The following is a 9,141-nucleotide window of genomic DNA, read 5'->3' as shown; positions in this document are numbered from 1 at the left end:
GTCGCAGCGCGGACGGCCCGTACTCGCCCGGTCATTCCACGAGGGCGCGGAACTGCGCGTCGTACAACCGGAAGTAGGCGCCGCGGGCCTCGAGGAGCTCGTCGTGCGTGCCCTGTTCCACGATGCGCCCGTGCTCCATCACCACGATCCGGTCCGCGTCGCGGATGGTCGACAGCCGGTGCGCGATCACGAAACTGGTGCGGTCCCGGCGCAGCACCGCCGTCGCGTGCTGCACGAGCAGCTCGGTGCGGGTGTCGACCGAGCTGGTGGCCTCGTCGAGGATCAGGATGGACGGCTGCGCGAGGAAGGCGCGGGCCGTGGTGATCAGCTGCCGCTCCCCCGCGCTGATGTTGCCGGCGTCCTCGTCGATCACGGTGTCGTAGCCGTCGGGCAGGGAACGCACGAACCGGTCGACGTAGCTGATGCGGGCGGCCTCGAGGATCTGGTCCTCGGTGGCGTCCGGCCTGCCGTAGGCGATGTTGTCGCGGATGGTGCCCCCGAAGAGCCAGGTGTCCTGCAGCACCATCCCGATACGCGAGCGCAGCTCGTCGCGGCTCATGGTCGTGATGTCCACGCCGTCGACGAGGATTCGTCCCGAATCCAGTTCGTAGAAGCGCAGGATCAGGTTCACCAGGGTGGTCTTGCCCGCGCCGGTGGGCCCGACGATCGCGACCATCTGCCCCGGCTCGACGCGCAGGTCGAGATGCTCGATCAGCGGTCGCTCCGGCAGGTACGAGAACGAGACGTCCTCGAACTCGACCAGGCCGTGCCGCCCCCACGGGGTGACGGGGGCAGGCGAGTCGGGCTCCTGTTCGGGTTCGTCGAGGATCTCGAACACCCGCTCGGCGGACGCCGCCGCGGACTGCAGCAGGTTGACCATCGCGCCGATCTGGCCGAGCGGCTGACCGAGCTGCCGCGAGTACTGGATCAGGGCCTGCACCTCGCCGAGGCTGACGGTGCCCGACGCGACCCGCAGCCCGCCGAGCACGGCGATCGCGACGTAGCTGAGGTTGCTCATGAACATCACCAGCGGCATCACCAGACCGGAGACGAACTGGGCGCGGAACCCGGCCCGGAACAATTCGTCGTTGGTCTCGGTGAAGCGACGCTCGACCTCGGCGGTCCGGCCGAAGGCGGTGACGAGTTCGTGGCCGGTGAAGGCCTCCTCGATCTGGCCGTTGAGGTTGCCGGTGGCCTTCCACTGGGTCACGAAGTGCCGTTTGGACCGCTTCGCCACCACCGCGGTCACCACCACCGACGCCGGCACCATGAGGATCGCGACGAGCGCGAGCAGCGGCGAGATCCACACCATCATCACGACGAGCCCGAGCAGGGTGAGCACCGACAGCACCAGCTGGCTGATCGACTGCTGCAAGCCCTGCGAGATGTTGTCGATGTCGTTGGTGACGCGGCTGAGCAGATCACCGCGGGAATGGGAGTCGAAATAGCGCAACGGCAGCGCGTGCACCTTGCGTTCCACCCGGGATCGCAGATCGCGGATGACGCGCTGCACGATCTCGTTGAGCCCGTACGCCGCCAGCCAGATCAGGCCCGACGACAGCAGGTACAGCGCGAGCACGAACACGAGGGTGCGGCCGAGGGCGGCGAAGTCGATGCCCGCGCCCGGCACGAGCGACATGGCCGACACCATCTCCGCGAACTGGTCGCGTCCCTGCGCCCGCAGCGCCTCGACCGCCTGTTCCTTCGACAGCCCGGCGGGCAGCTGACGGCCGATCACCCCGCTGAAGATCAGGTCGGTGGCGTGGCCGAGAATGCGGGGCGCCACCGAGGACGCCACCACCCCGAGCACGGCCAGGACGAGCACCACGGCCGCGGCCCACCGGTGCGGCCGCAACAGGCCGACGAGCCGTTTGGTGGCCGGCCACTTCTGCCGTGCCCGGTTCTCCGGCGCGCCCGGGTCCACACCCCCGAGCCGCGGCCCCGCCTCCTTGCGCTCGGTCATGCGGTCACCATGCGCTGCGACTCGACGATCTCGGCGTAGGTCGGGCAGCTCGCGAGCAGTTCCAGATGCGTGCCCGAGCCGACGACGGCCCCGCCGTCGAGGACGACGATGCGGTCGGCGTCGAGCACCGTGGACACCCGTTGCGCGACGACCACGACGCACGCATCGCGGGTCTCCGGGAACAGTGCCTCCCGCAGCCGCGCGTCGGTGGCCTGGTCCAGGGCCGAGAACGCATCGTCGAACAGGTAGATCGACGGCCGGCGGACCAGAGCCCGGGCGATGGCCAGGCGCTGGCGCTGCCCGCCCGAGACCGTGGTGCCGCCCTGGGCGACGAGGGTGTTCAGCCCCTCCGGCATCGCCCGGACGAAGTCCGCGGCCTGTGCGACCTCGAGGGCGTGCCAGAGCTCGTCGTCGGTCGCGTCGGCGCGGCCGTACCGCAGATTGTCGGCGACGGTGCCGGAGAACAGGTAGGCCCGCTGCGGCACGAGACCGATCGCGGCGCGCAGCACCTGCGGGTCCAGGTCACGCACATCGGTGCCGCCCACCAGGACCGAGCCGGCGGTGACGTCGATCAGCCGCGGGATCAGCCGCAGCAGGGTCGTCTTGCCGGAGCCGGTACCGCCGATCACGGCGGTCGTGCTGCCGGGCTCGGCCCGGAACGTCACGTCGCGCAGGACGGGCGCGTCGGCGCCGGGATACGCGAAGGCCGCACCCCGCAGCTCGAGGGTCACGGGGGTGGCGAGGGTGCGGACGGGCCGAGCCGGCGCCGGCAGCGACGATTCGGTGTCGAGCACGTCGAGGATCCGCTCGGCACACACCGCCGCGCGCGGCGCCATCATCGCCACGAACGACGTCATCATCACCGCCATGAGGATCTGCATGATGTAGCTCAGCAGCGCGGTGAGGGATCCGACCTGCATGTCACCGGTGTCGATCCGGTGGCCGCCGAACCACAGCACGGCCACGCTCGTGGCGTTGGCGATGAGCATCACGAGCGGGAACAGCAGGGCGTTGATGCGGCCGACGTGCAGGGCCGTGTCGGTCAGTTCCACGTTGGCGACCTCGAACCGGTCCCGTTCGGTGCGCTCGCGCACGAACGCCCGCACCACGCGGATGCCGGTGATCTGTTCGCGCAGTACCCGGTTGACGGCGTCGATGCGCACCTGCATCACCCGGAAGGCGGGCACCATCCTCGCGATCAGGACGAACATGGTGACCGCGAGGACGGGAACGGCAGCGACGAGCACCAGCGACGTGCCGGCGTCCTCGCGCAGCGCCATGACGATGCCACCGATACCCATGATCGGGGCCATCACCACGATGGTGCAGCTCATCAGCACGAGCATCTGCACCTGCTGCACGTCGTTGGTGTTGCGGGTGATGAGCGACGGCGCGCCGAACCGGCCGAACTCGCGGGCGGAGAATCCGCCGACGCGCCGGAGCACGGCGAGCCGCACGTCGCGGCCGACGGCCATGGCGGTGCGCGCCGCGAAGTACACCGAACCGATCGAGCAGCCGATCTGCACCGAGCTGATCGCCAGCATCACCGCGCCGGTGGTGAGGATGTACCCGATGTCGCCGCGGGCGACGCCGTAGTCGATCAGGTCGGCGTTGAGCGCCGGCAGGATCAGCATGGTGCCGGTGGCCACCATCTGCAGCAGCACCACCGCGATCAGCGCCCCCCGGTGAGGGCGCAGGAACCGCGGGAGCAACCGGACCAGCATGATCACCACGCTACCGGTGCAGCGGCCCGGTTCCCGGCACCTTTTCCGCCCGCGAGGGAACGGAAAAGGCGCCCGGGTCCGGTCATGTGTGCGCCGGCTCGCGGCTGGGCTCGGGGACGGTCAGCTCGCGGCGGAGCTTCTCGCCCTCGACGTCCACGTTCGGCAGGATGCGGTCCAGCCACGTCGGCAGCCACCAGGCCTTGTCGCCGAGCAGCGCCATCACCGCGGGGATGATCACCATGCGCACGACGAACGCGTCGAAGAACACGGCGGCGGCGAGCGCGAAGCCGATCGACTTGATGAACGAGTTCGGCTCGGCGATGAAGGCGGCGAACACCGAGATCATGATGACCGCCGCCGCGGTGACCACCCGGGCACCGTGGGCGAATCCGATCCGCACGGCCTCCTTCGCGGACGCGCCGTGGACGAACTCCTCCCGCATGCGGGTCACCAGGAAGACCTGGTAGTCCATCGCCAGGCCGAACACCACGCCGATGAGGAAGATCGGCATGAAGCTGACGATCGGCTGCGGGTTGGAGACCAGCCCGCCCCAGCCCTCCTGGAAGACCGCGACGGTCGCGCCGAACGTCGCCAGGACGCTGAGCAGGAATCCGAGGGTCGCGGTCAGCGGCACCAGGATCGACCGGAACACGAGCATCAGCAGGATGAACGCGAGTCCGACGACCACCGCGAGGTACGGGACGAGCGCGCTCTGCAGGGTCTCGGACACGTCGCCTTCGAGGGCGGTCTGTCCGGTGATGCCGTAGGAGACGCCGATCTCGTCGTGCAGCTGGGCCTCCTGGTCGCGGATGCTCGACACGAGGTCCATCGTCGCCGGCTCGCTGGGGCCCGACCGGGGGGTGACCATGATCTGCGCGGTGTCACCGGCCTGGTTGACGGCCACGATCTGGGCGTTGACCACCTCGTCCTGCTCGTACAGGCGCTGCACGACCTCCCCGAACGCCTGCTGCGGCGCGACGGTGGCCTCGCGGGCGTCGGCGACGACGAGCAGCGGGCCGTTGCGGCCGGGACCGAACGCCTCGTTCACGAGGTCGTAGGCCTGACGGGCGCTGGTCTTCGGGTCGCCGGTGGCCTCGGTGGGCAGGGCGAGCTGCAGGTTCGCGCCGGGCAGCGCGAGGATGCCGAGCAGCAGCACGCCGGCGACGAGCGGGATCAGCGGCTTGCCGGTGGCCCAGCGGATGTAGCGCTGGGCGGCGCTCGGCTTGTCGGTGTCGGCCTCCGGGTCGTGGTCCTTCAGGCCCGGGATGCGGCCGGCGAACGCCTTGCGGCCGAACAGGCCGAGGATCGCCGGCAGCAGGGTGATCGCGATGAGCACGGCGATGAACACCGTGAATGCGGCCGCGTAGCCCATGGCGGACAGGAACGGGATCCCCACCACGCTGAGGGCCATCAGGGCGATGATCACGGTCAGGCCGGCGAACACGACGGCGGAGCCGGCGGTGCCCACGGCACGTCCGGCCGCCTCGGCACGGTCGGCGGTGACGGTGATCTCGTGCCGGAACCGGGAGACGATGAACAGCGAGTAGTCGATCGCGACGGCGAGACCGATCATGATCGCCAGCGTCGGGGTCATCGAGCTCAGGTCGGCGAAACCGGTGGCGATGGTGATGCCGAGGCTGCCGATGGCGATGCCGATGATGGCGGTGATCAGGGGCAGGCCCGCGGCGACGAGCGAGCCGAAGGTGATGGCGAGGACGACGGCGGCGATGCCGATGCCGATGAGTTCGGTGACGCCGCCGGGCATCTCGGCCTCCGCGGCGGCGGTGCCGCTGACCTGGACGTTCAGGCCCGCGTCCCGGCCGATCTCCGCGGCCGCGGCGATCTGCTCGCGCATCGTGTCGTCGACGTCGCCGAAGCCGCCCTCGAACGGGACGGTGACGAATCCGACGGTGCGGTCCGGGCTCAGTGGCGACAGCGCGGCCGCGTCGGCGAGCGCGGTCTCCTCCGGCTTGCCCTGTTGCTCGGCGGCGGTCTTCATCTGTTCGACGAGACCGGCGTTCGCGGTGACGGGGTCGACGAGGACGGCGGCCTGCTGCTCGGGGGTGGCGACGGCCGGGTCGATCTTGGCGGCGGCGGTCACCTTGTCGATCCCGCGGATCGCCGCCAGCACCTCGTTCATCGCCGCGAGGTTCTGTGGTTCGTCGAGGGTCCCGCCGTCGGGGGCGGCGAACACGTAGCGCGCGCTGAGCGCGTTCATCGGGTCCGCGGCGTTCGGGAACCGTTCGGCGAGCAGGTCCTGCGTCTGCTGCGCGGGAGTGCCGGGGATGGAGAACGAGTCCGTCGTCGGCCCGGACAGGGTGGCCGCACCCACGCCGAAGAGGACGAGGATCGCCAGCCAGAGGGAGAGGACCGTGCCTTTTCGCCGATAGGCGAACTTGCCGATCCGATAGAGATAGGTCGCCACGGGGAACCTCGTCTTCCGGATGTGTCGTGCAGGTGTCTTAGGAAAGGCCTTGCCGCAGCTGCCCGAAGGCGGCACGGACGAGTTCCTCGGGGGAAGCCGCCCCCGAAGTGCCGGCGAGCCACAGTTCGACTGCCGACTTCATGGCCGAGACCGCGGCGTAGCGGACCAGGCTCGGGTACAGGTCGACCCGGGGATCGGTGCCGGTGCGCTCGGCGATGGCCTCGACGAGCAGTTGCGAGGCGCGCACTTCCATCTCGACGCGGCGCGCCAGCAGTGCCGGGCTCTGATCGACGAGTTCCATGGTCGAACACAGCTCGACGAAGTCGCCGTCCGGCTCCGAAACGATCTGCCGGGCGACGGCTTCCATGGAGTCCCATACGGGTTCCCCGGCGGGCCGTGAGTGCAGGCGCCCGACCCAGGAGTGCACCAACCCCTCGAGATGCGCGAGGACGGCCTCCTCCTTGCTCGCGAAGTAGTTGTGGAAGGTGCGGGTGGACACGCCCGCCTTCGCGGCGATGGCGTCGGCGGTGACGCCGTCGATGCCCTTGGCGCGGGCAAGGTCGGCCGCGGCGGCAACGAGCGCTGCCCGCGTGGCGGCCTTCTTGCGGTCACGCAGTCCGGGCGGATTGGTCACGTGTTCCACGGTACGCATCTTGCAGAGCCCTGCAAATTTGCAGAGAACTGCAAGAATATGCGTTTGCCCACACCGCCCCGGGCGTTGTGGCAGCGCTCACGTGCGCCGGCGCTCCCAGGCGCCCGGATCGGCGGTCAGGTCGGCCACGAACCGCGGAAGATCGTCCGCGACGACGTCGGCGAGGGTGACCTCCTCGAGGACGGCCCGCAGATTCACCCGCACCGCGATCCATACGTCGCGCAGGCGTTCGGCCGGGCCGGTGTAGACCACATCCTCGGGCCGCTCGCCGCGCACCGACGCGAGCGGGCCTTCCACGGTGCGAATGATGTCCGCGATGGAGATCTCGTCGGCCGGGCGGGCCAGCCAGTACCCCCCTTCGGGGCCGCGACGGCTGTGCACCAGTCCGCCGCGGCGCAGATCCCCGAGGACCGCCTCGAGGAACTTGTGCGGGATGCGCTGCGCCCGGGCCAGGCCCTCCGCCTTGGCGGGCGCCTCGCCGGCCGTCGCGAGTTCGAGCAGGGTGCGCACGGCATAGTCCACCCGGGCGGTGATATGCACGTCGCACTCCTCGGTTCGCGCCTGGCCGCCGGGCGCCGGCGGACACACGATTCCTACCAAACCGGAGGGAAAGCGCGCGACGCGGCCGCGGTCATGCGACGACGGTGCAACTGCGGTCATGCGACGACGGTGCAACTGCGGTCATGCGACGACGGTGCGACGACGTGCCGACGCCACGCACAGTGCGAGCCCGGCGACGACCCATGCGCTCAGCACCAGCACCGCCGTCCCGCCGCCGTGCCCGTCGAAGAAGGCCACCGAACGGACCAGCGTGCCGGCGGCGCCGGGTGGCAGCAGCTGACCGAAGGTGCCCCACCCCTGCGGCAGCCACGCTGCGGTGGTCGCGAAGCCCGACAGCGGGTTGCCGACGAACATCATCAGGACCGCCCCGGCACCGAAACCGGGCAGCCCGAAGAGCGACTCGAGGCCGAGCAGTGGCAGCGAGACGGCGGCCAGGCCCAGCGTGAGCGCTCCGGCGGTGGCCCAGTAGTTCCCGGTCAGGCTGCCGAACCCGAACTGCAGGACGGCAGTGAGGGTCAGCCCCGCGAGCACCGCGAAGCCGACCGCGCCGAACACGCGCAGGCCGACCCGCCGGGGGAACAGCCGGACGAGGGCGATCGCGGGCACCAGACCGCCCAGGACCAGCGGCAGGGCCAGCGAGTTCAGGCCGGCCCCCGCCGGGTCGTCGGCCGGCAGCGGCACGACGTCGCGCACGGGAACGGGTCGGCCGACGGCCTCCGACAGGCCGGTGGCCGTGGCGGTGAGAACCTGAGCGACGGGGGCGCCGCCGGCCCCGGCGACATACATCGCGGGCCCGTCCGGCCCGACGGCGAGGCCACCGACGACCTCGCGGTGCTCGATGGCGCTCCGCAGCGCCTCCGCGTCGGCGTACCGCTGCGGCGCGAACGCACCGGGCCGGGCACCGGAGAGGCCGGCCTCGATCTGGGCAACGGCCTGGTCCGGCCCGGCGATGCCGATCTTCAGCGCGTGCGGGCCGCTGTTCACGGCGGGCGCGGCGAATGCGAACAGCATCAGGGCGATGACGGCGGTGAGCGCGAGCACGACGCCGGCGACGCGTACCGCGTCCGGCGGGGCGTGCCGCGCCGTGGAGGTGTCCGGGGAGGAGGTCGGGGCAACCATGACGGCTCCTTGAAGTGGAGGATTGTTCTCCGTTTATGTGGAGTATATTCCTCCGGTAGGAGCGGGGTGTCAACCCGCCGAACACAGGAGATCCCATGCGCGCCGATGCCGCCCGCCGCCGCGAGGCCCTGATCCTCGCGGCCCGCGACGTGCTCGCCGAACGCGGGCACGACGCACCCCTCGATGCCATCGCCGAGCGCGCCGGCGTCGGCATCGCCACCCTCTACCGCAACTTCCCCACCCGCGACGATCTCGCGCACGCCGTGGCCCGCCGCACCCTCGACGAGGCGGGCGCGGCGGCGGATCGCGCCCTCGCCGCGATGACGTCGGACCCCGAACGTGCTTGGGCCGAATTCGTCGACACCGCCGTCCGGCTGCGGCTCGGCGCCCTGATCCCGGCTCTCATCGTCGAGAGCTACCGGGAACTGCCCGACGACGTCCTCGAGATCCGGGAGGGCACCAAGGCGCGCGTCACCGAGCTCGTCCACGCCGCACAGCAGGCCGGCCTCGTCCGCGACGACGTCCAGCCGATCGAGGTGATCATGGCGGTGGCCCGGCTGACCCGCCCCCACGTGCGGTTCGTCGACGACGTCGTGCCCGCCCTCGTGCCCCGGATGATCGCGATCTACCTCGCCGGCCTGCGTCCGGACGGGCGGCCGCTCCCGCAGTGACCGCCCGGCGGCCCCTCGCCCGCCGT

Annotated in this window: 7 protein-coding genes; 1 reads left to right on the top strand and 6 read right to left on the bottom strand. The window is 71.0% G+C overall.

Annotated features, from left to right (window positions below):
* Nucleotides 1-31: 31 nt before the first annotated feature.
* The 6 genes from KZJ41_RS01820 to KZJ41_RS01795 all read right to left on the bottom strand — a co-directional run bounded on the left by KZJ41_RS01820 (nt 32) and on the right by KZJ41_RS01795 (nt 8,444).
* Nucleotides 32-1,963: an ABC transporter ATP-binding protein gene (locus KZJ41_RS01820; protein ID WP_251550052.1), complete on the bottom strand. Its 1,932-nt coding sequence runs from the start codon at nt 1,961-1,963 to the stop codon at nt 32-34.
* A complete protein-coding gene (locus KZJ41_RS01815) occupies nt 1,960-3,687 on the bottom strand; it encodes an ABC transporter ATP-binding protein (RefSeq protein ID WP_029547068.1) in 1,728 nt (575 codons plus the stop codon). Before KZJ41_RS01815 ends, KZJ41_RS01820 begins: the two co-directional genes overlap by 4 nt.
* A gap of 82 nt (nt 3,688-3,769) precedes the next feature.
* Entirely contained in the window at nt 3,770-6,112 is a 2,343-nt protein-coding gene (locus tag KZJ41_RS01810) for an MMPL family transporter (RefSeq protein ID WP_044476380.1), read from the bottom strand.
* 37 nt (nt 6,113-6,149) lie between these two features.
* A complete protein-coding gene (locus tag KZJ41_RS01805; RefSeq protein ID WP_251550050.1) occupies nt 6,150-6,764 on the bottom strand; it encodes a TetR/AcrR family transcriptional regulator in 615 nt (204 codons plus the stop codon).
* A gap of 78 nt (nt 6,765-6,842) precedes the next feature.
* On the bottom strand, nt 6,843-7,304 hold the full coding sequence (locus tag KZJ41_RS01800; RefSeq protein ID WP_006944482.1) for an Rrf2 family transcriptional regulator: 462 nt from the start codon (nt 7,302-7,304) through the stop codon (nt 6,843-6,845).
* A 141-nt stretch (nt 7,305-7,445) separates the two neighbouring features.
* Nucleotides 7,446-8,444 carry an ABC transporter permease gene (locus KZJ41_RS01795; RefSeq protein WP_251550048.1) on the bottom strand — a complete coding sequence of 333 codons (999 nt, stop codon included), beginning with the start codon at nt 8,442-8,444 and terminating at the stop codon, nt 7,446-7,448.
* Nucleotides 8,445-8,539: 95 nt separating this feature from the next.
* Between KZJ41_RS01795 and KZJ41_RS01790 the strand changes: the two genes are divergently transcribed.
* Nucleotides 8,540-9,115: a TetR/AcrR family transcriptional regulator gene (locus KZJ41_RS01790; RefSeq protein WP_006944476.1), complete on the top strand. Its 576-nt coding sequence runs from the start codon at nt 8,540-8,542 to the stop codon at nt 9,113-9,115.
* Nucleotides 9,116-9,141 lie beyond the last annotated feature (26 nt).

The sequence above is a fragment of the Rhodococcus sp. 11-3 genome, from assembly GCF_023704055.1.
Classification (GTDB): Bacteria; Actinomycetota; Actinomycetes; order Mycobacteriales; family Mycobacteriaceae; genus Rhodococcus; species Rhodococcus aetherivorans.
Note: the sequence above shows the minus strand (reverse complement) of the source record. Positions and strands in the feature narration are given on the sequence as shown.

Excerpts from the sequence above, each read along its gene's own strand:
- KZJ41_RS01820 (WP_251550052.1), bottom strand. The coding sequence starts at position 1,963 with ATGACCGAGCGCAAGGAGGCGGGGCCGCGGCTCGGGGGTGTGGACCCG.
- KZJ41_RS01815 (WP_029547068.1), bottom strand. The coding sequence starts at position 3,687 with ATGCTGGTCCGGTTGCTCCCGCGGTTCCTGCGCCCTCACCGGGGGGCG.
- KZJ41_RS01805 (WP_251550050.1), bottom strand. The coding sequence starts at position 6,764 with ATGCGTACCGTGGAACACGTGACCAATCCGCCCGGACTGCGTGACCGC.
- KZJ41_RS01795 (WP_251550048.1), bottom strand. The coding sequence starts at position 8,444 with ATGGTTGCCCCGACCTCCTCCCCGGACACCTCCACGGCGCGGCACGCC.
- KZJ41_RS01790 (WP_006944476.1), top strand. The coding sequence starts at position 8,540 with ATGCGCGCCGATGCCGCCCGCCGCCGCGAGGCCCTGATCCTCGCGGCC.